This window comes from Colwellia sp. PAMC 21821 (assembly GCF_002077175.1).
In the GTDB taxonomy this organism is placed as follows: Bacteria; Pseudomonadota; Gammaproteobacteria; order Enterobacterales; family Alteromonadaceae; genus Cognaticolwellia.
In genome coordinates this window covers 1,518,594-1,545,388 of sequence record NZ_CP014943.1, presented here as the reverse complement: position 1 = coordinate 1,545,388, position 26,795 = coordinate 1,518,594, and the positions used below count along the sequence as shown (strand labels likewise).

Sequence of the window (26,795 nt, the reverse complement as noted above, 5' to 3'; positions counted from 1 at the left end):
AAAACATTCCTGTTGTTTGTATCGATAAAATATGAGAAATAATTTACCCATGAGCGATTCAGATAGTATCCAAATGCAAATAGAACATGTTAAAAAACGTGTTAATGACGCCATGACTATGGCTAAATCACTTGGAGCCGACGGTGCTGAAGTTGCGATGAGTCGCCAACAAGGCCTGAGTGTCAGTACTCGCTTGGGCGAGGTTGAAAACGTTGAGTTTACCAATGATGGTGGACTGGGTATTACGGTTTATAAAGACGGTCGTAAAGGCAGCGCTTCAACAGCCGACTTATCTGAAAAAGCCTTAAAACAAGCAATAGAAGCCGCAGTCAATATTGCTAAGTATACCTCAGTTGATGAATGCTCAGGCATGGCGGATAAAGATACCCTCGCGATGGCACCTGAAGATTTAGATTTATACCATCCTAAGGTATTAACCACAGAGCAAGCGATTAGCTTAGCGAAAGCATGTGAAGACACCGCACTTGGCTATGATAAACGTATTACAAATTCAGATGGCGCAACGTTAGCAAGCTTTGAAGGCTTTAAAGTTTACGGCAATACCCATGGTCAGTTAGTGGGTTATCCGAGTACTCGTCACAGTTTAAGTTGTGTGATGATTGCTAACGAAGGTGACGATATGCAGCGCGATTATGCTTATACCGTTAGTCGGGAATTCGATGCGATGGAAAGTGCCGCTAAAATAGGACAACAAGCCTCTATCGAAGCTTTGTCGCGTTTAGGTGCTCGAAAGTTATCGACCACTAAAGTGCCTGTCATGTTTCGTGCAGATATCGCTAACACTTTGTTTGGTCATTTTATTGCGGCCATTAGTGGTGGTAATTTATATAGAAAATCATCTTTTTTAATGGATTCGATTGGCAAGCAAGTTTTTCCTGAATTTTTAAGCATCAGTGAACGTCCGCATTTGAAAAAAGCGTTAGCAAGTAGTGCTTTCGATGCCGAGGGGGTTGCCACGATTGATCGTGAAATAATTACTGATGGTAGCTTAGCTACTTATCTTTTAACAAGCTATTCAGCACGTAAGATGGGCCTGAAAACAACCGGTCATGCGGGCGGTATTCATAATTGGCAACTCGGTATGAAAGACAAAGGCCAAGGTGGAGATTTTGATGCCATGTTAAAAACCTTAGGCACGGGTTTATTAGTGACTGAATTAATGGGCCAAGGCGTCAACGTTGTAACGGGTGATTATTCTCGCGGTGCAGCAGGCTTCTGGGTTGAAAATGGAGAAATAGCTTACCCTGTTGATGAAATTACTATTGCCGGTAAGTTACAGGATATATTCTCTGGTATTGTTGCCATTGGTAACGATACCGATATGAGAGGCAGTATTCGCACGGGTTCTATTATTGTTAACGAAATGCAAATTGCAGGCAGTTAACCCATTAAGTTTCAAGTTAAGAGCTGCCAGTAAACCATAGCTTTCAGTTTTGAGCTGTCAGCTGTCAGTAAAAGCAAGTGACTAGTGGTTGGTTTGTTTTTTTACTGATAGCTGCAAACTGACAGCTTATAGCGATGTTTATTGTCGGTAAACATAGCTGTCAGCTGTCAGTAAAAGCAAGTGACTAGTGGTTGGTTTGTTTTTTTACTGATAGCTGAAAACTGACAGCTTATAGCTATGTTTATTCTCAGTTAAAGCAAGTGACCGGCAGTTGCTTTGTTTTTACTGATAGCTGAAAACTGACAGCTTATAGCTATCTTTATTGTCCTAACAATAACGTCGCTGTACCTAAGAACGCGAATATCCCGACAACATCGGTAACGGTTGTTAGAATAACGCTGCCTGCTAAAGCGGGGTCTATGTTCATCTTTTTCAGCATTAATGGCACGGTAACCCCGGCAATTCCGGCCGCGGTCATATTCATTAACATGGCAAAAGCGATAATGGCACCCAGCATCAGGTTTTGCTGCCAGATAGCAACGACTGAGGCAATTAACACTGCCCAAATCAAGCCATTAAAAAAGCCAATAGCCAGTTCTTTGTATAATAATATGCGCGAGTTACTTTCACCAATATGACCTAAGGCCATACCTCGAATAACTAAAGTTAAGGTCTGATTTCCAGCTACGCCACCCATACTAGGGACTAATGAGTTTAATACGGCCAAAATAGCTAGCTGATTTAAAATACCTTCAAACATGCTCGACACAGCAACAGCCATAAGGGCGGTAATTAAGTTTACGCCTAACCAAATAGAGCGTCGCTGCGTACTTTTCAATACGGGTGCGAAAGTATCGGCTTCGTCATCTAGACCCGCCATACTCATCATGGAATGCTCTGCTTCTTCACGAATAATATCGACGACATCATCGATAGTAATACGACCTAGCAGTCGGCCTTCATGATCGATAACTGGTGCAGAAAACCAATCGTAGCGTTCAAATAATTTCGCTACATCAGTTTCGTTCATATCAGCGGTAATCGCTTCGATGTCTTTATCGATTAAGCTCGAAATAATTGTTTCTGCTTTGGCAGTCACAATGGCTGATAATGAAACAGCACCAATGAAGTGATCTGCTCTGTCGACAACATAAAATGAGTCGGTTGCTTCGGGTAATTCTCCGCGCAAGCGTAAATAACGTAAAACTACATCCACCGTCACATCAGGACGAATAGAGATAGTATCGGTATTCATGATACCGCCGGCCGTGTCTTCTTCGAATGAAAGTGCTGCTTCTACACGGCTGCGATCTTGTCCGTCCATCGCATTAAGCACTTCCTGATAAACACTGTCAGGTAATGTTCTGAAAACTTCTGCTAAATCATCAACATCCATGCCTTCTGCAACAGCAGCAAGCTTAGCTGGATTAATGTTTTTTAGAATGCCTTTTCGAACTTCTTCGTTCAGTTCTTCAAGCACATCACCGTGATGATCTGCGTCAATCAGTTGCCAGAGCGCAACACGGCTTTTGGTGGGGGATGACTCTAAGAGTAAAGCAAGATCATAAGCGGGCATGTCTTGCAAAAGTTTGCGGACATAGACAAACATACCACTATCGAGGGCATCGTTAACCTGCTGAAGGCGCTGGTGGCTGTATTCTTGTTCAGAAACTTCCGGCATATTTTTACCTTTTGCCGTTGCAAAACGAAAACTAAAAGTTACTAGGGATTGTTGAACTTACTTTATAGTCGATGGTTTGATATGTCGGCCTAGCAACTGCAGAAATAATGCTTGCTAAATTAGCGTGTGAGCACGCGGTATCAACTTCAAACTAACGCTACCTTTGGGATTATTGAACGTTATTTTACCTAATGTAAACTTTAATCCAGAAAGCTAAACAGTCCCTATTATGAAAGAGTATTATTAAAGTTATATTAAATAATATCAAATGAGAAAAACATTCGACTATTTGGATGAATATGGCAAAGCGACTAAGGAGGCAACGCCGAGAATGAATATGTTTGAGAAATATCGTTTGTGCTAAATTCTCAAATGTAGCGTAAGTTAGCTAATTCATTTTCCAATGAGTATTTAATATTAATAATTATCCGCGTTGAGTTTACCGTAATTTACGAGTTTTCACAGCTTTTTTATTAACTTAAGCGCGAACTGACATAGCGCTAAATGCGCTGATTGTTATTCAGCTTCATCGAATCTGTTACTAAAGAGTTGGCAAATTTCTTCGAGTGCTAATTCGGCATCTTCCCCTGAAGCAATTACCTTGACGGTTTTACCTTGTGCGCCGGCGAGTAGCATTAAGCCCATGATACTATTCGCGTCTGCACGGTTTTCGTCTAACTCAATAGTCACTTTAGCGGTAAACTTTTGGCTCAGCTGTGCAAGTTTAGATGCTGCTCGGGCATGTAGACCAAGTTTATTAATAATAAGTACTTTTCGGCTTGCTTGTGTGCTCATGGTGATTTACTTATCAGTAACAGGTAAGTCACGATGACGAGATTGCACGTCTTTACGTTCTTTACGCATATTATTTGCCAGTAATTCGGCAATATAAACCGAACGATGCATACCGCCCGTACAACCAATCGCAATGGTAATATAACTGCGATTGTTTCGTTCTAGATGTGGTAACCAAGTCATCATAAAACTGTTAATTTGCCAAATAAACTTTGTCACTATAGGTTGGCTAGCAAGAAAGTCTTGTACTGGTTTATCTAATCCTGTGAAGCCCTTTAGCTCTTTATCCCAAAAAGGGTTTGGTAAAAATCGCGCATCAAAAACATAGTCAGCATCTTGTGGTACACCATGTTTAAAACCAAATGACTCAAATACAACGACCATTGAGCCAGATTTTTTCCCCAAAATTCGTTCTCTAACTAAGTCGGCGAGTTGATGTGGCGTAAGCTGGCTAGTGTTGATATATAAGTGTGCTCGACTGGCTATTGGTTCAAGGAGCTTTTTCTCTAAGGCAATGGCTTGATCTAAGGCAATATTTTGTTTAATTAACGGATGTAAGCGTCGTGTTTCACTGAATCGACGAATAAGGTCACTATCATCAGCATCTAAATAAAGTAAGCTTAATTCAACCGCATTGGGCATATATTCAATGATTTCAGGCACATCATTAGGATCAGCGGGGAGGTTTCGCACATCGAGACTTACGGCTACATTCTCATAATCATTAATGACAGTATGGATGAGTGCAGGTAACAAGTTGACTGGAATATTATCAACGCAATAGTAGCCTAAATCCTCTAAAACGCGCAGTGCAACACTTTTACCTGACCCTGAACGGCCACTGACAATAATTAGCTTCATTTGTGTTTAACTCGCTTGTTGGATTAACTGATATAATTCTTGGTTACTTTCGCATTTACGTACTTGCTTGCAAAATTGCTTATCGCGAAAAATTTTTGCAATGCTCTGTAATGTACTGAGGTGGTTTTGACATTCTTCTTCAGGCACAAATAAGGCAATAAAAATATCAACTGCGCGATGATCAATAGCGTCAAAATCAATTGCTTCTTCTGTCGTTATTACCACGGCAATGGGCTGTGTAGCATTTTCCAAACGACCATGCGGTATAGCAATGCCATTACCTATGCCAGTTGACCCCATTCTTTCACGCTTAACTAGGCTTTCTAATAGCTGAAATGTGTCATGGTCAGCCAATTTATCGGCGGCCAGGCTACTTAAGTATTCTAGAATGCGTTTTTTACTGGAACCCGGTGCTGCACAAATAGTGCAGTCCGGGGATAAAATGTCTTGCAACTTCATAAACTTATAAAACCTAAAGCGACTTGGCGCTAATGTTTGTTAATTTTGCCTTTGTATTTCAGGATTTGGCGATCTAGCTTATCAATTAATGCATCAATTGATGCATACATATCATTATGCTCGGCCTTCGCGTGAACCTCTGAGCCACTTAAGTGCACAGTAGATTCGGCAATCTGATTCAATTTTTCTACGGTTAATACTACATGTACATTATTGATATGCTCAAAATGACGTTCTAGCTTTTCAAACTTGCCATTAACATAATCACGTAATGAGTCGGTAACATCGACATGGTGTCCAGTAAGATTAATTTGCATATGCTTCATTCCTCTTTTTTGGTGAATAAGACTGCCTACAATAGGCTTTTACGTTGATTTGACGGCGGTATAGAGAGCGACTCTCGATACTTGGCAATGGTTCTCCTCGCTACTTTTATACCTTGTTCAGCTAATATATCTGCGATTTTACTGTCGCTTAATGGCTTTGCGGGTATTTCGGCAGCGACGAGTTTTTTAATTAATTCACGAATAGCTGTTGAAGAGCACTCACCGCCATTTTCAGTACTTACGTGGCTAGAGAAAAAGTATTTAAGCTCAAAAATGCCTCTCGGTGTGTGCATGTATTTTTGTGTCGTAACACGAGAAATGGTTGATTCATGCATGTCTACAGCTTCTGCAATATCATTTAACACCATAGGTCGCATAGCTTCAGGACCATGTTCAAAGAAACCTTGTTGGCGTTGTACAATGCAATTTGAAACTTTTAATAAGGTATCATTGCGACTTTCTAAACTTTTGATAAACCATTTTGCTTCTTGTAAATTCGAGCGAATGAACTGACTATCAGCAGATGATTTCATTGACCTAGACATGGCGGCATATTGTTGATTAACTGATAATTTAGGTGCTGTATCGGGATTGAGCTCTACCGTCCAACGACCATTTTTCTTCTCAACGGAGACATCAGGAATTACGTATTGTTCTTCACTTTTTATGACGCTATCACCCGGGCGAGGATCTAAAGATTGGATCAAGCGAATAACTTCGCGTAATTGATCTTCTTTAATGCGCAATTTACGCATCAATTGTCGATAATCGCGATTACCAAGCAAGTCAATGTGCTCAGTGACGGCTAATTTACTTTCTGCTAGCCAAGGCGTATCTTTCGCAAATTGATTGAGCTGGATAAGTAAACACTCAGGAATTGAACGGGCAGCCACGCCAACGGGATCAAAAACGTTAATTCGTTTTAGTACCACTTCAACTTCATCGAGTTCTACATCGTCTATACCAACGCTTTCTAAGATCTCATCTGCGGTCACCGTTAAATAGCCGGCTTCATCAATGGCTTCAATAATGGCGATGGCAATGGTTCTGTCGGTATCGCTAAATGGCGTGAGTTGCATTTGCCACATAAGGTGGTCTTGTAGTGAGTCTTTCGTTTCACCCTGATAGGTATAATCTTCTGATGCGTGACCAACACCGCCGCTGCTAGCGCTAGCACTAAAGTTATCATCCCAAGTGCTATCACTGTTTAATTCTTCGGGAATATCGGTTTTGGCTAAACCTTCTGAGGAGCTAATTTCATCGATACTGGGGGCAGAATCTTCGCTACCATCGGAGGAGGCCATTTCTTTACTTTCGCCAACGCCTGCCGAGTATGCTTCTTCTAAATTGTCAGGGGTACTTTCAGAGTTATTATCAAAAGATTCATCAATTTCAAGTAAAGGATTACTTTCGAGTGCTTCTTGAATTTCTTGCTGGAGATCCAAAGTCGATAATTGCAGTAGCTTGATCGCCTGCTGCAATTGCGGGGTCATCGTTAATTGTTGTCCGATACGGAGTTGCAGAGTAGGACGCATTTACGTTTTCATTTCCCTGTTGAAATACATTAATTTTGTACCGCTTAAGTGTGTTATTCACTATAGCGTGAATTGTTCACCAAGGTATACATCTCTTACATGTTGATTCGCAAGTATTTGATTAGAATTACCTTCAGCGATCAGTTCACCATGACTAACGATATAAGCATGTTCACAAACATCGAGTGTTTCTCGTACATTATGATCAGTGATCAAAATACCAATGCCGCGTTCTTTTAAGTGTAGGATAATTTTTTTTATATCACCTACTGAAATTGGGTCAACACCAGCAAAGGGTTCATCAAGTAGAATAAATTTAGGGTCTGCCGCTAAAGCGCGAGCTATTTCAACACGTCGGCGTTCACCGCCAGATAAACTCATACCTAAGTTATCTTTGATATGACCGATGTTAAATTCTTCTAATAAATGTTCAAGTTTTTCTTCTCGCTCAACATCACTTAGGCTTTTACGTGTTTGTAAAATAGCCATAATGTTGTCATAAACAGATAACTTGCGAAAAATAGAGGCTTCTTGTGGTAAATAGCCGATGCCCTTGCGCGCGCGCTCATGCATCGGCAACAAGGTTAAGTCTTCACCGTTTAACACTATTGAGCCACTGTCGTTATTGACTAAGCCAACAATCATATAAAAGGAGGTAGTTTTACCCGCGCCATTGGGACCTAATAAGCCAACTATTTGTCCGGCGGACACTTTCATACTGACGTTTTTAACGACTTTTCTGCCTTTGTAGGCTTTTGCAAGACCGGTTGCTGATAATGTTGAAGTTGACATTTACTCTTGCTTGTCCTTAGATTTTTTAGGCAGTTCAGTTTTATTTTTTGGCTGTAATACCGTTTCTACTTTAGCGTTATCTAGGCTTTCAGCATTGACATATTCGGTGTCAAAATTATAAGTGATTTTACTGCCGCTAACTTCACTACCTTCTTGGCGTAGAAGTGCATTACCTGAAATAACCACGGTGTTCATACTGGGTTCATACCGAATTTCATTGGCTTGTAAATTTATTGGGCTACCATCTTGCAACGTTTGCTCAAATGTCGCTGGTGAACCCTTGGCAATATAAATTTTGTTATCACTTTTATCTTCGGTAATTACCTGAACTAATTCCGCATGTATCGTTAGTGTGCCTTGAGCAATAATGACATTATCGATATAACTGAATATTTTGTTTTTTAGATCGGCAGCTTGTCGCGAAGAAGATATTTTAATTTCTTGTTCAACATTAAACTTTTCGGCGCTTACTGTTGGCACTAATAATGCGAATACGGTAAGGCAAATAAGGCTATTTTTTAATTTTTTTATAAATGGTTTGCACATGTTCAGTCAATGTCATCTGTGTTGTGTTTAAGTCTACAATTAATCCTGAGCCATACATAGTAAATCCTTTACCTAATATTAAGATAGTTTGCTCTGAGCTGATTATATTAGTTTTTAAATCCATTTCTAAATTTTTTCCGTGTACTTCCTGTATCAAACTGTCTTCATCAGTGGCGATTAAACGTACGCGATTTTTCAATTTTACACGATTATTATTATATAACGTGCCTTCATTGGCTGTTACTTGCCATGTAGGTTTGTTGTTTTTTGGGTATAGGGTATATCTTGGGTATTCAAAGTGTGTGACCTCTAATTGAGCATAATGTTCCATTCGCTGTGCTTCAACATTATATGATAATGCACCGGTTGCTTTGTAAACATCGCTGTTGAGGTTTTCAGCAATAAATTCTGGATTAGTAGCATTGTCGAGGATACTACTGGTTTCTTTCTTAGCGCCATACCACTCAAGTAGGCCATAAGTCGTTAACGCCAAAATAAATAAGGTTATTGTCGCAAGGGTGATGCGATTCATATACTGGCACCCTTTGCATCGGCTAAAGTATGCTGACTTTGCATAATAAGGTCGCAAGTTTCGCGCACAGCACCAAAACCACCTCGGGTATAGGTTGTGTAGTCACAAAGATTTAAAATGGCAGGGTGCGCGTCATTTACTGCAATACTAAAACCAACGTAGTTAAGGCACTCAAAATCGGGCATATCGTCGCCAATGTACGCGACTTGTTCAGGCGTAAGTTGCAAAGCGTCTATCATCGCTTTTAATGCGGGCAGTTTATTTTCTTCGCCTTGCACTATGTGTTTAACGTTTAATGCGGTCATGCGTGTTTGGACGATATTAGATTTTCTGCCCGTGATCACGGCAACATCAACACCACTTGCACCTAAAGCTTTAATGCCATAACCATCTTTGGTATGAAAGGCTTTTAGTTCTTCACCGTTATTGCCTAAGTAGATACGACCGTCAGAAAAAACACCGTCAATATCACAAACAAAAAGTTTAATTTTTTGCGCCTTTTGCCAAACACTTGGCGCTACTTTTCCGTATAAACTGTCCAAACTAAAGCACTCCTGATTTTAATAAGTCATGCATATTCATGGCGCCAATGGGATGATTATGATCGTCGACAATAATCAAGCCATTAATTTTTTTGTCTTCCATTATTTTTAATGCTTCAGCCGCTAGCATATCTTGCTTAGCTACAAGCGGATTTCTAGTCATTACGCTGGTAATGCTGTCTTGATGAATATTAATTTCGGCATCTAAAATACGGCGTAAATCACCATCAGTAAACAGGCCGACTAGGCTTTTGTTCTCGTCAACAACCGCGGTCATGCCTAAGCCTTTTAGTGACATTTCGACTAACGCATCTTTTATCTTAGCAGCTTCTGTCACGGTTGGCAGGCGTTCATCTTTGTGCATGATATCGGCTAAGCGTAATAATAACCTTTTACCTAAACTACCACCGGGATGAGATAAAGCAAAATCGTCAGCGGTAAAACCACGCGCATTCAATAAAGCAACCGCTAAAGCGTCGCCCATAACTAAGGTTGCTGTTGTGCTAGATGTTGGTGCTAAACCTAAAGGGCAAGCTTCTTGTGATACTTTGACACAAACGTGCGTGTCGGCAAGTTTAGCAAGCGTAGAATCAGGCTTACCTGTCATGGCAATTATTTTGCTGCCAATCCGCTTGAGCACGGGAATAATGGCCAGTACCTCGCCAGTTTCACCAGAATTAGAAATGGTGAGTACCACATCATCAACGGTGACCATACCGAGATCACCGTGGCTTGCTTCACCAGGGTGCACAAAAAATGAAGGGGTACCGGTACTTGCTAATGTTGCGGCAATTTTTCCGCCAATGTGGCCTGATTTACCCATACCAATAACGATGACACGGCCTCGGCAATTAAACATTAGCTCACAGGCTTGAACGAAATCGTCGTCTATATATTGCGATAATTCGGCAATGGCTTGCTGTTCAATATTAATAACATTTAAGGCTAATTGTTTAAAATTTTTCATTGCTAAAGACCACTTTTTACACGTTGATTTGACTGAAAAGCAACACTTGATAACCAAAAAACACTGCTAATAATAGTAACCCTTTCGCGCGTGTGATGCGAAACTTTCCGCCACGACTAAAACATAGCAAGAACAATAAAAAGGTAGTTGCTAGCATAAACGGAGCGTCGCGCACTGCGGCGGCATTATCAATATCGCCTGGGGAAATTAGCCCTGCCAGTGACAATACCGCTAATATATTAAAAATATTTGAGCCAATAATATTACCTAAAGCAAGATCATCTTCTTTTTTAATAATGCTCATAATACTAGCGGCTAACTCTGGCAAACTGGTACCAATGGCAATAACAGTTAAGCCAATAACAAGATCACTAATACCAAACGCTTTGGCAATAAAGACGGATGAGTCAACCAAGTAGCTAGCACTTAAAGGCAGTAATATTATGCCGACAACTAACCAGATTATAGAGTTTTTGGTACTAACGCCGTCAGGCACTTCTTGCTCTGCTTCAAGCACCATTTTATCGTCGATAGGATTTTCTTTTGAGCGCTTTAACGTCACAAATAGCAAAGTAGCAATATAAAGCACAAAACCAATTATCAGTATCAAGCCTTCATTAAAGCTAAAGTTACTATTGGCTAGCATGTATGTCGCTATAGCGGTAATGATTAAAATCAGCGGGATTTCACGTTTAATGGTCGATGACGAAACCGATAACGGATGAAAAAGTGCGGTTATACCCAGCACTAAGGCAATGTTAGTGATGTTTGAACCAATAGCATTACCAATAGCCGTGTCTGGATTTCCTTGTAATGACGCGGTAGCGGCGATCATCATCTCAGGTGCGGAAGAGCCCATAGCGACAATCGTTAAGCCAATTATCATCGGAGATATACCAAGATTTCGTGCTAATGCTGAGGCACCAAATACAAATTTGTCTGCACTCCACACTAAAATAACTAGTGAAAGCAATAAGATCAAAATTTGGATGAACATTCAAAACTCCTGTTTGGTAAAGCTAAATAGTGTTTGCTGATGAAGGTATAAAAAGAGGAATTATAAACCATTGATGATAACCGATGACACCCAATTAATACTTATTTTGCCCATATTAAGTTGGGCAAACTCCATTATAAACTTTTTCTGATATTTTTGGCACGCTCAATCATCATTAAAATAAATAAAATAAATAAAATAAACCAGAGGATGTTGAATTTTAATTATATATCCTCGATAAAGCAGGTGAAGTAGCGTCAGTTTTTAACCTTACCTGCGGAACATTCATAAAGCTGTGACTACAGTTAAGTTACATTTACATACTTTTGCTTACTCTTTTCCTACTAAATATTTATTAATTTGTAATGACTGAGCTGTTGCGCTGCGTTAGAATTCCATTATATAAGACAATAATTAACTGTGGTGTTACCCCAAGCGATATGTCCGAAATTTTAGTTGATATCAAAAACATGACTTTTAAGCGTAACGAACGTGTCATTTATGATGGCATCAGTTTGTCTATACCTAAAGGTAAAGTTACTGCAATAATGGGTCCTAGTGGTATCGGGAAAACAACCTTGTTGCGCCTAATTGGTGGTCAAATTAAACCAGAATCCGGACAAATTTTATTTGACGGTCACGACATACCTAAATTATCTCGTAAAGCTTTATATGATGTACGCAAGCGTATGAGTATGCTTTTTCAAAGTGGCGCTTTGTTTTCCGATATGAGTGTTTACGATAATATTGCCTTTCCCATTCGTGAGCATACTGAGTTAGCCGAAGATGTTATTGAAAAAATGGTCCTCATGAAATTAGAAGCTGTTGGCTTGCGTGGCGCTCGGGATTTACGACCAAGTGAACTTTCAGGCGGCATGGCACGTCGTGCGGCATTAGCGCGTTCAATTGCTTTAGACCCTGAACTTATTCTTTATGACGAGCCTTTTGCAGGTCAAGACCCTATTTCTATGGGCGTAATAGTGCGCTTAATTCGAGAATTAGGACAAGCGCTAGGATTAACTTCTGTCGTGGTTTCTCATGATGTACCTGAAGTGATGAGTATTGCCGATTATATCTACATTATTGCCGAACAAAAAATTATCGGACAAGGCACACCAGAAGAAATTTACGCTCAAACGTCACCTTTAGTACAGCAATTTGTTAAAGGTGAAGCTGATGGTCCTGTGCCATTTCATTATCCTGCGGCGTCATATCGCGAAGAATTAATCGGCCAAGGAGTTGAGAAGTGAATCAACTGCAACACTTAGGTCGCACCATTATTGACCAAATATCAGGCTTAGGTAGAGCTTTGTTGATGTTAGCATCAGCATTGTTGCATATGCCAAACCCGCGCAAAGGTTTTCCTTTGTTGATGAACCAACTTTATTCAGTTGGTGTTATGTCGTTAGTTATCATTCTGGTCTCGGGTTTGTTTATCGGCATGGTATTAGCTTTGCAGGGCTATACTATTTTAGTGGGCTATGGCGCTGAAGCTAGTCTAGGCCCCATGGTCGCATTGTCATTGTTACGAGAGTTAGGTCCTGTAGTAGCAGCCTTACTTTTTGCTGGTCGAGCCGGTTCTGCGCTTACAGCTGAAATAGGATTAATGAAAGCAACCGAGCAACTGTCAAGCCTCGAAATGATGGCTGTTGACCCGTTACGTCGTGTTGTAGCACCTCGCTTTTGGGCTGGCTTTATAAGTTTACCTTTATTAGCTGCAATATTTTCTGCGGTTGGTATTTTAGGTGCCCATATTGTTGGTGTTGATTGGTTAGGCGTTGATAGCGGTACGTTTTGGTCGGTAATGCAGTCGCAAGTGTCATTTGAGAAAGATATTTTAAATGGCATTATCAAAAGTCTAGTGTTTGCTTTTGTGGTGACTTGGATCGCGGTTTATAAAGGTTATTCTTGTGAGCCAACATCTGAAGGCATTAGCAGAGCAACAACATCTACAGTAGTGCAATCGTCATTATTAGTTTTAGGCTTAGATTTTGTATTAACCGCGTTAATGTTTGCAAATTAATGTTCGCAAAGTAGTTATAGCGGTTATTTAGTTAAATATAATTTGAATTTGGTGGAAGACATGGTGTCGAAAAAAATAGAGTTATTGGTTGGACTATTTGCTGCAATTGGTATTGCTGCATTGTTAATGCTAGCGCTAAAAGTAGCTGATAGTGGAATTTCAGGCAGTGGTAGCACCTATCAACTGTACGCGAAATTTGACAACATTGGTGGTTTGAAAGTTCGCTCACCAATTAAAGTTGGTGGTGTTGTAGTCGGTCGTGTTAGTGCCATTGCGCTCGACAGCGAAGATTATACGCCGGTGGTCACTTTAGACATTTTTGCCGAGTATAATAATTTTTCAGAAGCAACGTCAGTGTCAATTTTAACCGCAGGTTTATTGGGTGAACAATATGTTGGCTTATTACCTGGTTTTATACATTCGTCAGTTGAAACATTGCAACCCGGTGACTTTATTGAAGATACAAAACCGGCATTGGTATTAGAAGAACTCATTGGGCAATTTTTGTTTGGTCAAGGAAGTGGTGATTAATCATGAATAAGACGATAAAAAAACTGTTTTTTTGTTTAACGTTTTTAGGGCTGACAACAGGGGTTTACGCCGCTGAAGAGGTTGATAAAAAAGACCCTTATGTAATGATTAGAACGGTTGCGGATATCACGTTTAAGCGCTTTGCCAATGAGCAAAGTGCGATACGTGGTGAACCTAATTTATTGAAGACCATCGTGCGTGAAGAGCTCATGCCTTATATCAACTATCAATATGCGGCATATAAAGTTATTGGTAGCAACTTTAAGAAAACTAATAAAGCCGAACGAGCTGAATTTGTACCTGCGTTTCGTGAATACCTTATCACGTCTTATGCTCAGGTTTTTACCTTGTATAATAATCAAAAAGTAGAGTTTGCACCGGCAAGAGATTTCTCTGATGAACGTGTAGTATCAGTTGCTACGAGTGTTATAGAGCCCGGACGCGAACCTATTGATATTTCTTTTCGTGTGCGTAAAAATAAAAAAACCGGCGAATGGAAAGCATACGACATGGTCGCGGAAGGTATAAGTTTACTCGATAGCAAACAAGCAGAGTTAAGTAGCTTGATTCGTCAAAAAGGACTGTCTCATGTTACTGAAATGCTGATAGAGAAAAGTCAAAAAAGCATTAGTTTTAAGTAATATAATTATTTTAAGCGTACAGAGAAAGTAACGTATTAAAGGTTGTTAATAAATTAAAATGATAGATGTCCAACAAGCAGATGAAAAAGCGATTTTTAGTGGTGCCTTAACGCGTGCTACAATAACGCGTGCATTTGATAAAAAGTACCGTCAATTAGTCAATAATGATCGTATTGTTATTGATTTAGCTATGGTTAGCCAAATTGACACCGCAGGCTTAGCGTGGATTTTATTATTAATAGAATTGGCGGCGAGTAAAGGCTGTGATATCAGCTTAGTTAATTTACCTGAAGATTTATTAAAGCTGGCAAAGTTAAGTGCAGTTGATACGTTATTACCGATAAAAAATACCTAATTTATACGCTATTTGGAGCAAAAAGTGGAAGTAAAAGATATAGAAAAGCTAATTACCGATGCGGTTGAATTAGACGAAATCCATGTGTCATTTGATGGCTCACAATGTAAAATTATCGCTGTTGCCGATTTTCTTGGCGACTTGAGCCGCGTAAAAAAGCAGCAAACAATCTATGCCCCTTTAACACAAGTTATTAATGACGGCCTGATTCACGCGGTATCTATTAAAACCTTCACAACGTCTGTTTGGCAACGTGAAAAAATGTTTAACTTACCTCTTTAATTCACACAGACAAAAAAGAATATAATATTGGACGCATTTAAAATTATTGGTGGGCAACCACTACACGGCGAAGTGACTATTTCAGGCGCAAAAAATGCGGCATTACCTATTTTAATGTCCGCATTACTCTCGGAAACGCCGGTTACTTTTTCCAACGTACCCAAGCTTAATGATATTGAAACGACGATTAAACTTTTGTCACAGTTCGGCGCAAAATGCCAGTGGGTTAGTGAGAGTAGTTTGATGATAGATGCGAGTAGCATTGATCATTGTCGCGCGTCATATGAATTAGTAAAAACTATGCGAGCTTCTATTTTAGTTCTAGGTCCTTTGCTTGCTCGTTTTGGTCATGCAGAAGTGTCTTTACCGGGAGGTTGTGCAATTGGTGCTAGACCGGTTAACCTGCATATTCATGGTTTGAAATTGATGGGTGCAGATATAGAAGTTGAGAATGGCTATATCGTTGCTCGTAACAATGGCCGCCTCAAAGGCGCGACCATTTTTATGGATACTGTTAGTGTTACCGGCACTGAAAACTTGATGATGGCGGCAGCACTTGCTGATGGCGTAACGATTATTGAAAATGCAGCGCGTGAGCCTGAAATTGTCGATTTAGCTAATTGTTTAAATAGCATGGGTGCCATTGTTTTAGGTGCAGGCTCTGATACGTTAACGATCACGGGTGTTGAAAAGCTTCAAGGTGAAAGTTACTCAGTGATGCCTGATCGAATTGAAACAGGTACATTTTTAGTTGCTGCAGCAGTAACACAAGGTAAGGTAAGATGTTTAAATACTGATCCTAAAGCCTTAGATGCAGTACTCAGTAAATTACAAGAGGCCGGCGCGGTTATCACTACTGGTGATGATTGGATTGAGCTAGAAATGACCTCAAGACCAAAAGCAGTTAATATTCGCACGGCACCTCATCCTGCATTTCCAACAGATATGCAAGCGCAATTCGTTGCAATGAATGCGATAGCCGAAGGTACAGCAACGACAACAGAAACTATTTTCGAAAATCGCTTTATGCATGTGCCTGAATTACAGCGTATGGGTGCAAAAATAAGTCTTGAAGGCAACACAGCAATCAGTACAGGTGTTGAACAGTTAAATGGTGCGCAAGTAATGGCCACTGATTTACGTGCTTCAGCGAGCTTAGTTATTGCGGGATTAGTGGCGAGTACTGAAACGCAAGTTGACCGTATTTACCATATTGACCGTGGCTATCAGAAAATTGAAGATAAGCTACAAGCTCTAGGCGCAAACATCACGCGTATTAAAGCCTCATAGCAGACAAAGGTTAATGTGTATTAACCGGTAACAGAACGATAAAAAATCCCAGCTAATAGCTGGGATTTTTATTTTTATGCAAAGAAGTATTACAGCTGATTACTTTGGTATTTCAACGATGGTGACTGGTAAGGTTAGCAGTTGATTATCGCGAGAGATCATAAAGTTTAATATGCTCCCTGGGGCCGCCTCAGCGACAACATCTAAACCTTGTTTTGCATTCAGTAATCGAATGTCGTCAATTTGATAAACTACGTCACCTGACTGCAGCCCTGCTTTAAGCGCTGGGCTGTTTGGGGTAATTGTCCCAATAATAAAGCCTTTGAGATTAGTCAAAGAATCGTTTGCGTCAACGCCGAGCCATCCCCGAACTACGCGCCCATGCTCTATAATTTTTAACATAATGGTTCGAGCTAATTGATAAGGTACAGCAAAAAATATTCCCTGAATATTCAGATTAGGATTAGCCTGAGTAAATTTTCTTGAATTGATACCGACTAATTCACCATTAGAGTTGATAAGTGCACCACCAGAGTTACCTTCATTAATGGCAGCATCCATTTGTAAAAACTGTAAGTAGCTAGTGCTTAATCCGCTTTGGCCTGTAGCACTGACAATACCTTGGGTCACAGTTTGTCCAAGGTTTAAAGGATTACCTATCGCTAAAACTACATCGCCCACTTGTGATGTTAATGTACTGATTTGCGGGATCACGGGTAAATTATTATCTTGAACTTTTAATACAGCAAGATCGGTAAGTACATCGTAACCAATAAGTTCAGCATGCAGTTCTTGTCCTCGCTGTAATACAACAACGATTAAATCAGCACTTTGCACAACATGATAATTAGTTAAGATATAACCTTGCTCATGCATGATTACACCACTGCCTAAACGAGTTACTTTGCGCGGTTGGCGGCCATAAGTCGGATTTACTTGAATATCTTCAGTGTATATATTGACTACCGCAGGGCCGGCTAAACGTACTGCTTTAGCATAAGACAATGGTTGTTGATGTTTCTCAGTAGTAGAGAGAAATTTCCATGGAACGATATTGTTTTCACGCAGTTCAGGAACGAGTAACAACAGAACCACAGCAAACATAACACCATAGCTAGCTGAGCGAATAAAAAATTTTAGGGCATTGATAATTTTCAACAGGATTATTTTTATTAGTCTAATTTTTTGTAGATTACCATAAAGCCTTTGTTGTTATAAAGTTTTTCTCAGCTAGCTGCTCAGCAGAACACTTAGCTTGTGCTACTTTGCCTAGGAATAGGGTATTAAAGCGCATGCCTGAATGCACGTTTTGTCTAGTCATATGCAAGTTGGAGCAGCCATTGTAAGAATCTAATTCAGAAAGTATCCAAAAAGTATCCTAAAAAAACAGACGAGGCGCCATGGCGAAGTGTAATGGGTGGCTCGTATTACTGCAGCGTTGGAAATAGACAGTTCTTGTGCGCTATTTATTTAAGTTTGTCATCGCATGGATGCAGATAATTAATGAACTTGGGGCTGCTTAATGGCGCTGGAGAATGTTATTTAGGGGACGCTTAATGTTATTAGCTGGCGTTACCGATGTAAGCGCCGGAATGGTTTTAATGAGCTTCGTAAATAAGGTTATTATAGTTTTAGACTGCAGAACCAAGCGTACGACTTGTATATTCTTACAATCTAAAACTATGAATAATCTATATTCCTGAGGTATTTAAAAAACTGAAATATTGAGTGTTTTAATTTATAGCGTCATATTGACGAAATTTATTAAACTTAATAATGGATGTTAACTCATGACCATATTCAGCGCCTTTTTCAGAATAGCGGTCTAATTTTTTAACCAAAGCATGCGGGTCGTTGGTTTTCATTTTTAATTGTCTAAATTCTTTAAATGCATCACCACGAGCAATAGTGCGGTAGTAATCACTAACTGACGCTTTTACTGAAGAGTATTCTTTAACCCAAATTGTTTTATCACCGCGTTTTTGCAGTGCAGCTATTCTAGGTTCATCTTCATCAAACGACCAAACACCGAAAATATTATACGCTTCTCTAAAGAATCGAGAAGTTGCCCAAGAACTTTCCATTGCAGCCTGAGCAATAGCAATGCTTTTTGGATGTGGCTTAAGTGCCATAAGAAGTTCTGCATCACTTTTGGCTTTATATTCCACTTTAAGTTCTGCTATTTCATCAGTATTACTACCCGATTTTAGTGATGCTGATACGTCATTATATTGCACCATAAGGTCATCATAAACTTCGTCTACGGCCGGTATTATAAGCGCTTTAAAACGTGCTTTTTTCTCTTGTACTGTCATTTTTGGCAGTGTTGTGTCTTTCGCTGTGTAGAAATAAATAACGGCGGATACTAAGAAGATAGAAATAAGTACGATTAAAATTTTTGATTGAGAAGAAGTTAATTTCATATAAAGCCTTTAATTCAATTGTAAAAAACAAGATAAGCTATAATAGCACATAAGTTACTTTGCTCTAAAATCGGTTATTTTGAAGTCAGATCAGTTTGTAAATAATATCGGCTGATCGTTAGCTTTTCCCTAAACCTAAACCTAAACCAAAACCAAAACCAAAATAGTATTGCGAATAGGCTTGCTATAATTGTGTCATGAACGGCTATAAACTCTTAAATTCAAGTGTGGCGACTTAGAAGTAAAGGGTATAAAAAAGCCTGTCGTTTGACAGGCTTGATTTTTTTAAAAATTAGTAAAAAACATTACTAATCAATAACTTTTTACTGCTGGAGGACTAACGGATCATTAAGAATAATGACGAATTATTCCGCTGCACATTCAGTGCAAACACGCCTTTATGATCATTTAAGTAACTACGCAACTCACCAATATTATTAATGCGTTGGCGGTTAATGCCGTTAATTACATCACCTTTGCGTAAGCCAACTGCAGCTGCAGGGCTATTTTCTGCAATTTCAGCAACGATAATGCCATTGCCTTTATCATCGTTCTCTAGCTCTGCACCATCAAGCATGCGATGTAAACTCACTGCTTCGATTTTATCCATTTCAGACTTTTTCAACGTGACATCATAGGTCTTCTCTTTACCGTCTTTTCTAATTACGGTAATTTTGATGGTTTTCCCTGCCCCTATTGAGCCAATTTTTCCTCTAAGCTCGTTAAAGGTTTTGATCATTTTGCCATTGATTTTAATAATGACATCACCAGCACGAATACCGGCTTCATCAGCGGCTGAGTCTTTTGTTACTTGTTCGACAAAGCCACCTTGGCTGACGTCAAGCTCCATCGCTTTGGCAATTTCACTGGTAACACTACGACCAGCAACACCTAATACGCCGCGACGAACTTCGCCAAATTCAATGATTTGATTAACCAGGTTTTGTACCATATTGCTCGGAATAGCAAAGCCAATGCCGACATTGCCACCATTAGGGCCTAAAATGGCGGTATTGATACCAATAAGCTCACCACGTAAATTGATTAAGGCACCGCCTGAATTACCGCTATTGATCGCAGCATCGGTTTGAATGAAATCTTCGTAATTTTCAATGTTTAAACCACTACGACCTAAGGCACTGACGATACCTGAAGTAACTGTTTGTCCTAAACCAAATGGGCTACCAATTGCCACCGCAAAATCTCCAACGCGTATCCGATCAGAGTCTGCAAATTTTACGGCAATAAGGTCGTCTGCGACAATTTGCAATAAAGCGATGTCGCTTGCTTCGTCACCACCAATTTTTTTAGCCTCAAGTTGACGGCCATCTTTTAAGGTGATTTGAATTTCATCAGCATCATTTATTACGTGACTGTTAGTGACGATATAGCCTTTATCAGCATCAAGAATAACACCTGAGCCTAAGCCTCGAAACTCACGTTCTTTTTGTTGACCTTGGTTTTGGCGAGGGTTACCAAAGAAAAACTTGAAGGCGTCTGGAACACGCTGTTGAACTTCATGGGTGCCACGAACTGAAATAAGTACAACCCCTGGGGTTACTTGTTCCAGCATGGGCGCAAGGCTAGGCATTGTTTGACCGTTTAGCGATTGAGGCAATGCTGCTTGCACAGGTAAACTTGCTACGGCAATTGAAGCGGAAAGTAAAAAAGTATTAATTAAAACTGATAGTTTTTTCATATAACAGAAAACTCCTAATTAAAGTATTTATTAGTAACAGGATTAACTTTTCGCTTCGCTAATGTTTAGCGAATTAATCCTGTTATTATCACCCAATAGAAGACATGGAATAAAAAAAATAGTTCCTAGCTATTTGTAACACTATGTTTCTTATCGTCAAACAAACCGCTTGGCGCACCGGAGTAATCTAACGGAGGCTCTGAGGCGGTTTCGTCATTTTTACGCAAATTTTTGTTGTGACGTAAATTTACGGTTTGCGCCAACTGCTCTTGGGTTTCTTTAGAGAAAAATGGCATATTCTCAATGTTTTCAGGTGTTGCTTGTTGCAACAGTTGGGTGCTTTGTGCCATTTGAGCCATCGCTACTTGGCAGGTGCTATTCATTTGCTCAAGCAAAGATGCTGAGTTTTCAAGATGTTCTGCTACATCAAGTTTATATCGTGCTAACTCCGATTCACTTTGACTGGCTTTTGCAGCGAGTTTTTGTGTTTCTTGTGCCGATGAAAAAAGTGTTCTGTTAGCAAAAAAACCGACAATTGCACCAACGATAAATAGCCCAAGCCCTAAAACAACATTCATATTTCTTTACCTTCATTGTATTCATGGAAAAAATTAGAGAAAATAACCTTCAATCCAATTTAATATAACGTGCTTCACGCTACTTTCCTAATGAATATATTTGCAAATATATATATTTCAAGTGTAGTTTGTGTAAACGCTATAAAAAAATAAAGTTAGTACTAATTAAATGGCTGTTAAATGATTAAATTATCCCCAATTGGAAAGTATAAACAAGATTTAACCCGCGAGGACTTTCACTTTGATGCAGCACAAGAAAATGCGGTTCAAAATTTACAACGCCTATATGACGATTTAATTACCCAACCATTGCCAGTCACTGGCTTTAAAAAAGTATTGAATAGCTGGAAAAGAGTAGTAGCGAAGCCAGAGGTAAGAATAATTAAAGGTATTTATTTTTGGGGTGGTGTTGGCCGTGGTAAAACTTATCTTGTTGATACGTTTTATGATTGCTTACCGTTCCAAAATAAAATGCGAGTGCATTTTCATCGCTTTATGCACCGAGTGCACGAGGAATTAAAATCTCTGCAGGGGCAATCTGATCCATTAAAAGTTATTGCTAAACGCTTTGCTGATGAAACGTGCATTATATGTTTTGATGAGTTTTTTGTTTCAGATATTACTGATGCAATGATTTTGGGGACATTATTTGAAGAGTTATTTGCCCACAATGTTACCCTTGTCGCTACGTCAAATATTATCCCCGATGAATTATATCGTAATGGCTTGCAGCGAGAACGTTTCCTTCCTGCAATAAAGTTAATTAATGAATGCTGTGATGTGATCAACGTTGACAGTGGTGTTGATTATCGACTTCGTACGTTAGAGCAAGCTGAAATTTTTCATTTTCCGCTAGATCAACAAGCCGATGAAAACTTAATGCATTACTTTCAACAGTTGTCGATTGAAACAGGTCAAACAGGGAAGGTTATCAACATTAATAATCGCCCGTTAACCACTATACAGGAATCAGATGGCGTGGTGCACTTTGAGTTCTCTACTTTGTGTGAGTCTGCGCGCAGTCAGCGTGATTATATGGAACTAAGCCGTCTATACCACACAGTGTTATTGGCAAATGTTACACAAATGGGCGTTGATAATGATGATAGTACGCGTCGATTTATTGCCTTAGTCGACGAATTTTATGAGCGTCATGTTAAGTTGATTATTTCGGCTGAAGTCGCTTTAGAGTGTTTGTATTTAGACGGGCGCTTAACATTTGAATTCAAGCGTTGCTTAAGTCGCTTGCAGGAAATGCAGTCACATAGTTATTTGGCCAGTGAACATTTACCTTAGATAATTATTATTTATTGACCCGAATTTCGAATATAAGCCGAAAAGATTAAAAAATAGGCGTGATCTTTAGATTATTGTTCTGTATAATCCGGCCTCCCTACGTTACAAAGCTTGTTCTTTTTCCAGAGGACTGGCAACGGACTCGATGCTCGAAGGGGCAATAGCGTAGTCTTTTAACGGATAACTTAAGGTTTTCTTAGGTTATTATTTAAGTAACATTTATATAATTGGGTTTTTTAATGAAAACTTTTGTAGCTAAACCAGAAAGCGTACAACGCGAATGGTTCTTAGTGGACGCCGAAAATAAAACTTTAGGTCGTATCGCTACTGAAATTGCAAGCCGTTTACGCGGTAAGCATAAAGCAGAATATACTCCTCACGTAGATACTGGCGATTACATCGTTGTTATCAATGCTGAGAAAGTAAGAGTAACTGGTAACAAAGCGAAGGGTAAAATTTACTACTCGCATACAGAATTTGTTGGTGGTCTTAAGCAAATTAGCTTTGAAAAGCTAATCGAAAAAGCTCCAGAGCGCGTGATTGAATTCGCAGTTAAGGGTATGTTACCTAAAGGTCCTTTAGGTCGTGAAATGTTCCGTAAACTTAAAGTTTACGCGGGTACTGAACATAAACATACAGCACAACAACCACAACTTTTGGAGCTTTAAGCAATGGCTGATAATCAATATTACGGTACTGGTCGTCGCAAGAGCTCAACGGCTCGTGTGTTCATGAAAGCTGGTAGCGGTGCAATCACAATTAACAAACGTGACATTTCTGTATACTTTGGTCGTGAAACGGCTCGTATGGTTGTTCGTCAACCATTAGACTTAGTTGAAATGTTAGAAAAGTTTGACTTTAACATCACTGTAACTGGTGGTGGTATTTCTGGTCAAGCTGGCGCAATTCGTCACGGTATTACTCGTGCATTAATGGAGTTTGACGAAACTTTACGTAGTGCTCTACGTAATGCTGGTTTCGTTACTCGTGATGCTCGTAAAGTTGAACGTAAGAAAGTTGGTTTACACAAGGCTCGTAAAAAGCCACAATTTTCAAAACGTTAATATTTACGTTATGTTATTTAAAAAACCGGCTTCTGCCGGTTTTTTTTTGCTCTCAATTTACACTATCTCGTGATGACATTATTGTGACATAACGCTGGTGCCGCTTTGGCCGCTACGTTCTTTAAGTTTTATTAATTGTTCGCTGTCAATTTCCTAGGTTATAACCAACATTAAGTTGACGTTCAGTGTTAACTTATTCCTATCGCATTTAGGGATTAAACAATCGCCAGTGTGGATAATTATTTTAGCGTACATTTCTATCGATTTAGTCGATACACAATTATTTACACCGACGTAAAAGAATTGACTAATGGCATGTTATATTTATTCAGTATTCAATAACTATTCATTCGATAATAAAGCTGTAAATACGAATAGTTTTTATTAAGTTGGAATAATTGGCTTTTATTTACATAAACCTTAATTGAAAAGCTTAATTACCTTGTAAAAAACAAGGGTTTTCTTTATTATCAGAACAATTTTTTTGTCGTTGATTTAGTCGATCAGCAATCTTCGCAGTAACTAGGTAGCTTTCTTAGTCATGTGATGTTGTTTTAGCTAGATAATAATTGGAGAGTTTGAATGAGCAATGCGCCTGTTAACAACAGCCGTCGACGCTTTTTAACTGCGGCTACTTCGGTAGTTGGTGGTGTTGGTGTTGTCGGTGTGGCTGTGCCTTTCATTGGATCTTGGAACCCTAGCGCGCGTGCGAAAGCTGCAGGTGCGCCGGTTGAAGTCAATGTAAGTAAGATAGAGCCTGGTCAATTAATTCGTGCTGAATGGCGCGGAAAGCCAGTATATGTGGTACGTAGAACAGAAGAAATACTCTCTGGTTTAAGTGCACATGACGGCCAATTGAAAGACCCACAATCAGAAGTGCCACAACAGCCGGTTTATGCGACTAACGCATATCGCTCGATTAAGCCTGAATTCTTAGTGGCTTTAGGCGTGTGTACTCACTTAGGTTGTGCTCCAACATATCGTAAAGGTGACTTTGATCAAGAAGTAGAAGGCGTTAAAGATGGCTTCTTCTGTCCTTGTCATGGCTCTAAATTTGATATGGCAGGTCGTGTTTTCCAAAGTGTTCCAGCACCAAGTAACTTAATGGTTCCTGAGCATTCATTTCCTACCGATGCTACCTTGTTAATTGGTGTGTCTGGAGGAGAAGCATAATGTTTTCTAACTTAATGGCTTGGATCGAACAGCGTCTTCCTTTGATGGATGCGATGAATAAACATGCTGCACAATACCCAGCACCGAAGAACTTCAACTTTTGGTATGTATTTGGTATTTTAGCGAGTGTTGTTTTAGTCAACCAATTGTTAACAGGTGTTTGGTTAACAATGAACTATGAACCTTCAGGCGAAGGTGCTTTCGCTTCTGTAGAATACATCATGCGTGATGTGGATTATGGTTGGTTGCTACGTTATATGCACTCAACGGGTGCTTCTGCATTCTTTGTTGTTGTTTATATGCATATGTTCCGTGGCATGATGTACGGCTCTTACCAAAAACCGCGTGAATTATTGTGGTTATTTGGTATGTTAATATTCTTAGTATTAATGGCTGAAGCCTTCATGGGCTACTTATTACCTTGGGGTAATATGTCGTACTGGGGCGCGCAAGTAATTATCTCTATTTTTGGCGCTATTCCTGTTATCGGTGATGACTTAACACTGTGGATCCGTGGTGATTATGTTATATCCGGAGCGACGCTAAACCGCTTCTTTGCTTTGCATGTTATTGCCTTACCATTAGTGTTAGTTGTGTTAGTTTTCTTACACATTTTAGCGCTACATGAAGTCGGTTCAAATAACCCAGACGGCACGAATATTAAAAAGCCTAAAGGTAGTGTACCTCCTGAAGAGCAAAGTAAATTTACTTTCCATGAGCAGTATACGAAGAAATACGATATTGTTGATGCGATACCTTTCCACCCTTATTACACGGTTAAAGATTTAGTTGCCGTAGTCATATTCTTGATTATATTTTGTGGTGTTATGTTCTTTGCACCAGAAGGTGGTGGCTACTTTATTGAGGCGCCAAACTTTGAACCTGCTAATGGCTTGAAAACGCCAGAGCATATCGCTCCTGTATGGTATTTTGGTCCTTTCTATACTATTTTGCGTATTATTCCAGATAAGCTGTTAGGTGCCGTAGGTATGTTTGGTGCTATTATCGCATTGTTCATGTTGCCTTGGTTCGACCGTGGTACGGTTAAATCATTGCGCTACCGTTGTACTGCCCATACGGTAAATCTTGTTCAGTTCGCTATTTGTTTTATTATTTTAGGTGTTTTAGGTACTTTGCCTTCAAACCCACTAAATAACATGATTGGTACGATTGCGAGTTTCGGTTACTTTGGCTTTTTCGTTGCGATATGGATTTACAGTAAAAACGAAAAAACTCAGCCAGTTCCAGAGAGGGTGACAGGAAAATGAAAAAATTTATTTTAGCAGTTTTAGCTGTGCTACCTATGTTAGCAATAGCCGCTGGGCCTAGTATAGATTTAGATAAGGCTAACAATGATTTACGTGACAAAGAGTCTCTAAAACGTGGTTTTGAAGCTTACATTAATAACTGTTTAGCTTGTCACGAATTAAAGTATCAACGTTACAATCGTACGTTTGCTGACCTTGGCATTTCTGATGAAGATGGCGCGGCTAATTATATGTATACCGGTGAAAAAGTCGGTGATCATATTACTAATACTATGCCAGGCAAAGAAGCGGCTAAGTGGTTTGGTAGCACACCACCAGATTTAACACTTGAAGCTCGCTTTAGAAGTCCTGATTGGATATACACATATTTGCGTTCTTTCTATGTTGATGAAAGCCGCCCATTTGGTGTAAACAATAAAGTCTTTAAAGATGTTGGTATGCCACATGTATTACAAAATCTTCAAGGTGTTCGTACAATAGATGAGCATGGTAACCTTTCTGAGGCTACTGGCGGTTCTATGACCACCGAAGAATATGATGAATTTGCTCGTGACTTAACCAACTTCTTAGAGTACACCGGCGAGCCAAACAAACTTGAGCGTGAAAGCTTAGGTTATTGGGTCATTGGTTTCCTATTTATCCTGTTATTCTTTGCATACTTACTGAAGAAAGAATACTGGAGAGATGTACACTAGTTATTAATGTTCTTTAAAACAGTGTAAACTTTAGATATT

Annotated in this window: 31 protein-coding genes; 14 read left to right on the top strand and 17 right to left on the bottom strand. The window is 39.5% G+C overall.

Annotated features, from left to right (window positions below):
* Nucleotides 1–49 precede the first annotated feature (49 nt).
* Entirely contained in the window at nucleotides 50–1,405 is a 1,356-nt protein-coding gene (gene pmbA / locus A3Q33_RS06530; RefSeq protein WP_081182353.1) for a metalloprotease PmbA, read from the top strand.
* Nucleotides 1,406–1,724: 319 nt separating this feature from the next.
* Here the strand turns inward: pmbA and mgtE are convergent, their stop codons facing one another.
* From mgtE to A3Q33_RS06470, 12 genes are all read right to left on the bottom strand, one after another.
* Nucleotides 1,725–3,086 carry a magnesium transporter gene (mgtE, locus tag A3Q33_RS06525; protein ID WP_081179250.1) on the bottom strand — a complete coding sequence of 454 codons (1,362 nt, stop codon included), beginning with the start codon at nucleotides 3,084–3,086 and terminating at the stop codon, nucleotides 1,725–1,727.
* Between the two features lie 516 nt (nucleotides 3,087–3,602).
* Nucleotides 3,603–3,881, bottom strand: coding sequence for an HPr family phosphocarrier protein (locus A3Q33_RS06520; protein ID WP_081179249.1), 279 nt, complete (start codon nucleotides 3,879–3,881; stop codon nucleotides 3,603–3,605).
* Nucleotides 3,882–3,887: 6 nt separating this feature from the next.
* Entirely contained in the window at nucleotides 3,888–4,742 is an 855-nt protein-coding gene (gene rapZ / locus A3Q33_RS06515) for an RNase adapter RapZ (protein ID WP_081179248.1), read from the bottom strand.
* Between the two features lie 6 nt (nucleotides 4,743–4,748).
* Nucleotides 4,749–5,201 carry a PTS IIA-like nitrogen regulatory protein PtsN gene (gene ptsN / locus A3Q33_RS06510; RefSeq protein WP_081179247.1) on the bottom strand — a complete coding sequence of 151 codons (453 nt, stop codon included), beginning with the start codon at nucleotides 5,199–5,201 and terminating at the stop codon, nucleotides 4,749–4,751.
* A gap of 29 nt (nucleotides 5,202–5,230) precedes the next feature.
* Nucleotides 5,231–5,518, bottom strand: a complete 288-nt coding sequence (gene hpf, locus A3Q33_RS06505) for a ribosome hibernation promoting factor (protein WP_081150111.1) — start codon at nucleotides 5,516–5,518, stop codon at nucleotides 5,231–5,233.
* A gap of 35 nt (nucleotides 5,519–5,553) precedes the next feature.
* Nucleotides 5,554–7,062, bottom strand: coding sequence for an RNA polymerase factor sigma-54 (locus tag A3Q33_RS06500; protein ID WP_081179246.1), 1,509 nt, complete (start codon nucleotides 7,060–7,062; stop codon nucleotides 5,554–5,556).
* 60 nt (nucleotides 7,063–7,122) lie between these two features.
* Nucleotides 7,123–7,854 (bottom strand): LPS export ABC transporter ATP-binding protein, encoded by a 732-nt coding sequence (gene lptB, locus A3Q33_RS06495; RefSeq protein WP_081179245.1) that lies wholly within the window; start codon nucleotides 7,852–7,854, stop codon nucleotides 7,123–7,125.
* Entirely contained in the window at nucleotides 7,855–8,334 is a 480-nt protein-coding gene (gene lptA / locus A3Q33_RS06490) for a lipopolysaccharide transport periplasmic protein LptA (protein ID WP_196798060.1), read from the bottom strand. It lies immediately after the preceding gene.
* A 31-nt stretch (nucleotides 8,335–8,365) separates the two neighbouring features.
* Complete coding sequence (gene lptC / locus A3Q33_RS06485) at nucleotides 8,366–8,932, bottom strand: LPS export ABC transporter periplasmic protein LptC (RefSeq protein ID WP_081179243.1); 567 nt, start codon at nucleotides 8,930–8,932, stop codon at nucleotides 8,366–8,368.
* A complete protein-coding gene (gene kdsC, locus A3Q33_RS06480) occupies nucleotides 8,929–9,474 on the bottom strand; it encodes a 3-deoxy-manno-octulosonate-8-phosphatase KdsC (RefSeq protein ID WP_081150102.1) in 546 nt (181 codons plus the stop codon). The genes lptC and kdsC overlap by 4 nt, the downstream gene beginning before the upstream one ends.
* 1 nt (nucleotide 9,475) lies before the next feature.
* Complete coding sequence (locus A3Q33_RS06475) at nucleotides 9,476–10,441, bottom strand: KpsF/GutQ family sugar-phosphate isomerase (protein WP_081179242.1); 966 nt, start codon at nucleotides 10,439–10,441, stop codon at nucleotides 9,476–9,478.
* 16 nt (nucleotides 10,442–10,457) lie between these two features.
* On the bottom strand, nucleotides 10,458–11,438 hold the full coding sequence (locus tag A3Q33_RS06470; RefSeq protein WP_081179241.1) for a calcium/sodium antiporter: 981 nt from the start codon (nucleotides 11,436–11,438) through the stop codon (nucleotides 10,458–10,460).
* A 440-nt stretch (nucleotides 11,439–11,878) separates the two neighbouring features.
* Here A3Q33_RS06470 and mlaF point away from each other — a divergent pair, with 440 nt between their 5' ends.
* From mlaF to murA, 7 genes are read left to right on the top strand one after another with little or no spacing between them, the layout of a single operon-like run.
* The gene (mlaF, locus tag A3Q33_RS06465) at nucleotides 11,879–12,688 is read left to right on the top strand and encodes a phospholipid ABC transporter ATP-binding protein MlaF (protein WP_081179240.1); all 810 of its coding nucleotides are present in this window, start codon (nucleotides 11,879–11,881) and stop codon (nucleotides 12,686–12,688) included.
* Nucleotides 12,685–13,461: a lipid asymmetry maintenance ABC transporter permease subunit MlaE gene (gene mlaE / locus A3Q33_RS06460; RefSeq protein WP_081150097.1), complete on the top strand. Its 777-nt coding sequence runs from the start codon at nucleotides 12,685–12,687 to the stop codon at nucleotides 13,459–13,461. Before mlaF ends, mlaE begins: the two co-directional genes overlap by 4 nt.
* Before the next feature lie 60 nt (nucleotides 13,462–13,521).
* The gene (gene mlaD, locus A3Q33_RS06455) at nucleotides 13,522–13,992 is read left to right on the top strand and encodes an outer membrane lipid asymmetry maintenance protein MlaD (RefSeq protein WP_081179239.1); all 471 of its coding nucleotides are present in this window, start codon (nucleotides 13,522–13,524) and stop codon (nucleotides 13,990–13,992) included.
* A 2-nt stretch (nucleotides 13,993–13,994) separates the two neighbouring features.
* Nucleotides 13,995–14,633, top strand: coding sequence for an MlaC/ttg2D family ABC transporter substrate-binding protein (locus tag A3Q33_RS06450; protein WP_081179238.1), 639 nt, complete (start codon nucleotides 13,995–13,997; stop codon nucleotides 14,631–14,633).
* Nucleotides 14,634–14,691: 58 nt separating this feature from the next.
* Nucleotides 14,692–14,988, top strand: a complete 297-nt coding sequence (locus A3Q33_RS06445) for an STAS domain-containing protein (protein WP_081179237.1) — start codon at nucleotides 14,692–14,694, stop codon at nucleotides 14,986–14,988.
* A gap of 24 nt (nucleotides 14,989–15,012) precedes the next feature.
* Nucleotides 15,013–15,270, top strand: coding sequence for a BolA family protein (locus A3Q33_RS06440; RefSeq protein WP_081150091.1), 258 nt, complete (start codon nucleotides 15,013–15,015; stop codon nucleotides 15,268–15,270).
* A 27-nt stretch (nucleotides 15,271–15,297) separates the two neighbouring features.
* A complete protein-coding gene (murA, locus tag A3Q33_RS06435) occupies nucleotides 15,298–16,560 on the top strand; it encodes a UDP-N-acetylglucosamine 1-carboxyvinyltransferase (protein WP_081179236.1) in 1,263 nt (420 codons plus the stop codon).
* 99 nt (nucleotides 16,561–16,659) lie between these two features.
* Here murA and A3Q33_RS06430 read toward each other — a convergent pair whose 3' ends face one another.
* The 5 genes from A3Q33_RS06430 to A3Q33_RS06415 all read right to left on the bottom strand — a co-directional run bounded on the left by A3Q33_RS06430 (nucleotide 16,660) and on the right by A3Q33_RS06415 (nucleotide 21,260).
* Nucleotides 16,660–17,718 (bottom strand): trypsin-like peptidase domain-containing protein, encoded by a 1,059-nt coding sequence (locus tag A3Q33_RS06430; protein WP_231295791.1) that lies wholly within the window; start codon nucleotides 17,716–17,718, stop codon nucleotides 16,660–16,662.
* A 34-nt stretch (nucleotides 17,719–17,752) separates the two neighbouring features.
* Nucleotides 17,753–17,881 (bottom strand): hypothetical protein, encoded by a 129-nt coding sequence (locus tag A3Q33_RS20955; protein ID WP_286160901.1) that lies wholly within the window; start codon nucleotides 17,879–17,881, stop codon nucleotides 17,753–17,755.
* Nucleotides 17,882–18,293: 412 nt separating this feature from the next.
* The gene (locus A3Q33_RS06425; RefSeq protein ID WP_155866714.1) at nucleotides 18,294–18,983 is read right to left on the bottom strand and encodes a glucosaminidase domain-containing protein; all 690 of its coding nucleotides are present in this window, start codon (nucleotides 18,981–18,983) and stop codon (nucleotides 18,294–18,296) included.
* A gap of 337 nt (nucleotides 18,984–19,320) precedes the next feature.
* Nucleotides 19,321–20,682 carry a Do family serine endopeptidase gene (locus A3Q33_RS06420; protein WP_081179234.1) on the bottom strand — a complete coding sequence of 454 codons (1,362 nt, stop codon included), beginning with the start codon at nucleotides 20,680–20,682 and terminating at the stop codon, nucleotides 19,321–19,323.
* A gap of 125 nt (nucleotides 20,683–20,807) precedes the next feature.
* Nucleotides 20,808–21,260, bottom strand: a complete 453-nt coding sequence (locus A3Q33_RS06415; protein ID WP_081179233.1) for a Z-ring associated ZapG family protein — start codon at nucleotides 21,258–21,260, stop codon at nucleotides 20,808–20,810.
* Nucleotides 21,261–21,440: 180 nt separating this feature from the next.
* Here A3Q33_RS06415 and zapE point away from each other — a divergent pair, with 180 nt between their 5' ends.
* The 6 genes from zapE to A3Q33_RS06385 all read left to right on the top strand — a co-directional run bounded on the left by zapE (nucleotide 21,441) and on the right by A3Q33_RS06385 (nucleotide 26,756).
* Nucleotides 21,441–22,556, top strand: coding sequence for a cell division protein ZapE (zapE, locus tag A3Q33_RS06410; protein WP_081179232.1), 1,116 nt, complete (start codon nucleotides 21,441–21,443; stop codon nucleotides 22,554–22,556).
* Between the two features lie 239 nt (nucleotides 22,557–22,795).
* A complete protein-coding gene (rplM, locus tag A3Q33_RS06405) occupies nucleotides 22,796–23,224 on the top strand; it encodes a 50S ribosomal protein L13 (protein ID WP_081179231.1) in 429 nt (142 codons plus the stop codon).
* 3 nt (nucleotides 23,225–23,227) lie between these two features.
* Nucleotides 23,228–23,620 (top strand): 30S ribosomal protein S9, encoded by a 393-nt coding sequence (gene rpsI / locus A3Q33_RS06400; RefSeq protein ID WP_081179230.1) that lies wholly within the window; start codon nucleotides 23,228–23,230, stop codon nucleotides 23,618–23,620.
* Nucleotides 23,621–24,202: 582 nt separating this feature from the next.
* On the top strand, nucleotides 24,203–24,793 hold the full coding sequence (gene petA, locus A3Q33_RS06395; protein ID WP_081179229.1) for a ubiquinol-cytochrome c reductase iron-sulfur subunit: 591 nt from the start codon (nucleotides 24,203–24,205) through the stop codon (nucleotides 24,791–24,793).
* The gene (locus A3Q33_RS06390; protein WP_081179228.1) at nucleotides 24,793–26,061 is read left to right on the top strand and encodes a cytochrome b; all 1,269 of its coding nucleotides are present in this window, start codon (nucleotides 24,793–24,795) and stop codon (nucleotides 26,059–26,061) included. The genes petA and A3Q33_RS06390 overlap by 1 nt, the downstream gene beginning before the upstream one ends.
* The gene (locus tag A3Q33_RS06385; protein ID WP_081179227.1) at nucleotides 26,058–26,756 is read left to right on the top strand and encodes a cytochrome c1; all 699 of its coding nucleotides are present in this window, start codon (nucleotides 26,058–26,060) and stop codon (nucleotides 26,754–26,756) included. The genes A3Q33_RS06390 and A3Q33_RS06385 overlap by 4 nt, the downstream gene beginning before the upstream one ends.
* Nucleotides 26,757–26,795: the final 39 nt, after the last annotated feature.

What these genes read in the sequence shown, in the direction of transcription:
- mlaD (WP_081179239.1), top strand. Translation starts at nt 13,522, where the DNA reads ATGGTGTCGAAAAAAATAGAGTTATTGGTTGGACTATTTGCTGCAATT.
- rpsI (WP_081179230.1), top strand. Translation starts at nt 23,228, where the DNA reads ATGGCTGATAATCAATATTACGGTACTGGTCGTCGCAAGAGCTCAACG.
- zapE (WP_081179232.1), top strand. Translation starts at nt 21,441, where the DNA reads ATGATTAAATTATCCCCAATTGGAAAGTATAAACAAGATTTAACCCGC.
- A3Q33_RS20955 (WP_286160901.1), bottom strand. Translation starts at nt 17,881, where the DNA reads ATGACTAGACAAAACGTGCATTCAGGCATGCGCTTTAATACCCTATTC.
- A3Q33_RS06520 (WP_081179249.1), bottom strand. Translation starts at nt 3,881, where the DNA reads ATGAGCACACAAGCAAGCCGAAAAGTACTTATTATTAATAAACTTGGT.
- A3Q33_RS06415 (WP_081179233.1), bottom strand. Translation starts at nt 21,260, where the DNA reads ATGAATGTTGTTTTAGGGCTTGGGCTATTTATCGTTGGTGCAATTGTC.
- A3Q33_RS06390 (WP_081179228.1), top strand. Translation starts at nt 24,793, where the DNA reads ATGTTTTCTAACTTAATGGCTTGGATCGAACAGCGTCTTCCTTTGATG.
- ptsN (WP_081179247.1), bottom strand. Translation starts at nt 5,201, where the DNA reads ATGAAGTTGCAAGACATTTTATCCCCGGACTGCACTATTTGTGCAGCA.
- A3Q33_RS06445 (WP_081179237.1), top strand. Translation starts at nt 14,692, where the DNA reads ATGATAGATGTCCAACAAGCAGATGAAAAAGCGATTTTTAGTGGTGCC.
- A3Q33_RS06470 (WP_081179241.1), bottom strand. Translation starts at nt 11,438, where the DNA reads ATGTTCATCCAAATTTTGATCTTATTGCTTTCACTAGTTATTTTAGTG.
- A3Q33_RS06450 (WP_081179238.1), top strand. Translation starts at nt 13,995, where the DNA reads ATGAATAAGACGATAAAAAAACTGTTTTTTTGTTTAACGTTTTTAGGG.
- mgtE (WP_081179250.1), bottom strand. Translation starts at nt 3,086, where the DNA reads ATGCCGGAAGTTTCTGAACAAGAATACAGCCACCAGCGCCTTCAGCAG.
- hpf (WP_081150111.1), bottom strand. Translation starts at nt 5,518, where the DNA reads ATGCAAATTAATCTTACTGGACACCATGTCGATGTTACCGACTCATTA.
- mlaF (WP_081179240.1), top strand. Translation starts at nt 11,879, where the DNA reads ATGTCCGAAATTTTAGTTGATATCAAAAACATGACTTTTAAGCGTAAC.
- A3Q33_RS06425 (WP_155866714.1), bottom strand. Translation starts at nt 18,983, where the DNA reads ATGAAATTAACTTCTTCTCAATCAAAAATTTTAATCGTACTTATTTCT.
- rapZ (WP_081179248.1), bottom strand. Translation starts at nt 4,742, where the DNA reads ATGAAGCTAATTATTGTCAGTGGCCGTTCAGGGTCAGGTAAAAGTGTT.
- A3Q33_RS06420 (WP_081179234.1), bottom strand. Translation starts at nt 20,682, where the DNA reads ATGAAAAAACTATCAGTTTTAATTAATACTTTTTTACTTTCCGCTTCA.
- lptB (WP_081179245.1), bottom strand. Translation starts at nt 7,854, where the DNA reads ATGTCAACTTCAACATTATCAGCAACCGGTCTTGCAAAAGCCTACAAA.
- A3Q33_RS06500 (WP_081179246.1), bottom strand. Translation starts at nt 7,062, where the DNA reads ATGCGTCCTACTCTGCAACTCCGTATCGGACAACAATTAACGATGACC.
- A3Q33_RS06385 (WP_081179227.1), top strand. Translation starts at nt 26,058, where the DNA reads ATGAAAAAATTTATTTTAGCAGTTTTAGCTGTGCTACCTATGTTAGCA.
- petA (WP_081179229.1), top strand. Translation starts at nt 24,203, where the DNA reads ATGAGCAATGCGCCTGTTAACAACAGCCGTCGACGCTTTTTAACTGCG.
- rplM (WP_081179231.1), top strand. Translation starts at nt 22,796, where the DNA reads ATGAAAACTTTTGTAGCTAAACCAGAAAGCGTACAACGCGAATGGTTC.
- A3Q33_RS06475 (WP_081179242.1), bottom strand. Translation starts at nt 10,441, where the DNA reads ATGAAAAATTTTAAACAATTAGCCTTAAATGTTATTAATATTGAACAG.
- pmbA (WP_081182353.1), top strand. Translation starts at nt 50, where the DNA reads ATGAGCGATTCAGATAGTATCCAAATGCAAATAGAACATGTTAAAAAA.
- lptC (WP_081179243.1), bottom strand. Translation starts at nt 8,932, where the DNA reads ATGAATCGCATCACCCTTGCGACAATAACCTTATTTATTTTGGCGTTA.